The sequence below is a fragment of the Acidovorax sp. KPB24-03 genome, from assembly GCF_057546605.1.
Window position 1 is genome coordinate 1 of record NZ_BAAJYR010000672.1, and the last position, 1,304, is coordinate 1,304.

Genomic DNA, 1,304 nt, shown 5'->3' on the forward strand with positions numbered 1-1,304 from the left:
TCTGGCGCGTGCAGTGGCGCTTCGCCCTGTTGGTGGCGGCGGTGAGCCCGGTGGCCTACGTGCTGGTGCTGTACGCCATGCAGGAGGCCCCGCTGTCGCACGTGGCGCCGGCGCGCGAGGTGTCGATGCTGTTCGCCGCCCTCATCGGCGGCCACCTGCTGGGCGAGGGCGACCGGGCCGCGCGCATCGCGGGCGCGGTGCTGATCGCGGCGGGCGTCACCGCCCTGGCGCTGGGGTAGGGCATGGATGCGGGTGACAGCGCCGTGCCGCCGCTGCCGATGCCGATGCCGATGCTGATCGGCTGCGATTTCTCCAGCAGCCCCAGCCGGCGCAAACCCATCGTGGTCGCCAGCGGGCAACTGGCCGGCGCGCGCGTGGTGCTGTCGGGGCTGGAGACCTTCGACACCCTGGCCGGCTTCGGCCGCTGGCTGGCCGAGCCGCGCACCTGGGTGGGCGGGTTCGACCTGCCGTTCGGCCTGCCGCGCGAGCTGCTGGCGCACCTGGGCTGGCCGCTCACCTGGCACGCGAGCATGCAGCACTACCGGGGCCTGAGCCGCGCGCAGATCCGCGACACCTTCGCGGCATTCTGCGATGCGCGCCCGGCGGGGGCCAAGTTCGCCCACCGCGCCGCCGATGGGCCGGCGGGCTCCAGCCCGTCGATGAAGTGGGTCAACCCGCCCGTCGCCTACATGCTGCACGCGGGCGTGCCGCTGCTGCTCGATGCCGGCGTGCACCTGCCCGGCCTGCATGCGGGCGACCCGGCCCGCGTGGCGCTGGAGGCCTACCCCGGCCTGTTGGCGCGCGAGATCCTGGCCCGGCGCAGCTACAAGAGCGACGACCGCGCCAAGCAGACGCCCGACCGCCTCATCGCCCGCAAGGACCTGGTCACGGCGCTGGAGAACGGCGCCACCCGGCTGGGGCTGCGGCTCAAGCTCACGCACGCGCAGCGCGATGCGCTGGTGGACGACGCCAGCGGCGACCGCCTGGACGCCGTGCTGTGCCTGGTGCAGGCCGCCTGGGCGGAGCAGCGCCACCGGCAGGGCGATGCGCTGTACGGCCTGCCGCCGGGGCTGGACCCGCTGGAGGGCTGGATCATCTCGACGCCCGTGGATTGAGGCCCGGGCCCTCACAATGGCAACGGGGCGGCGCCGCAGGCTGCGACCCGTCCATGCTCAACAGCCATGTCAAAGACACGCCATGACTTCGTCGCTTCCCGATTTCCGCACCCGCCCGGCCGGCGCCTTCGCCCTGCGTTGCGGCGCCGCGCTGCTGGCAGCCGCATGCCTGGCCGGGCGCTGCGGGGG

General features: G+C 74.4%; 2 protein-coding genes. Both read left to right on the forward strand.

Going from position 1 to position 1,304, the window contains the following annotated elements; all coding sequences use genetic code 11:
• Positions 1-239: EamA family transporter (locus tag AC27KI_RS25070; protein ID WP_487116491.1), on the forward strand; the 239-nt coding region annotated here is incomplete at its 5' end.
• A gap of 3 nt (positions 240-242) precedes the next feature.
• Positions 243-1,115 (forward strand): DUF429 domain-containing protein, encoded by an 873-nt coding sequence (locus AC27KI_RS25075; RefSeq protein ID WP_487116493.1) that lies wholly within the window; start codon positions 243-245, stop codon positions 1,113-1,115.
• Positions 1,116-1,304: the final 189 nt, after the last annotated feature.

Coding starts and splice junctions, on each gene's coding strand:
- AC27KI_RS25075 (WP_487116493.1), top strand. CDS start 243: ATGGATGCGGGTGACAGCGCCGTGCCGCCGCTGCCGATGCCGATGCCG.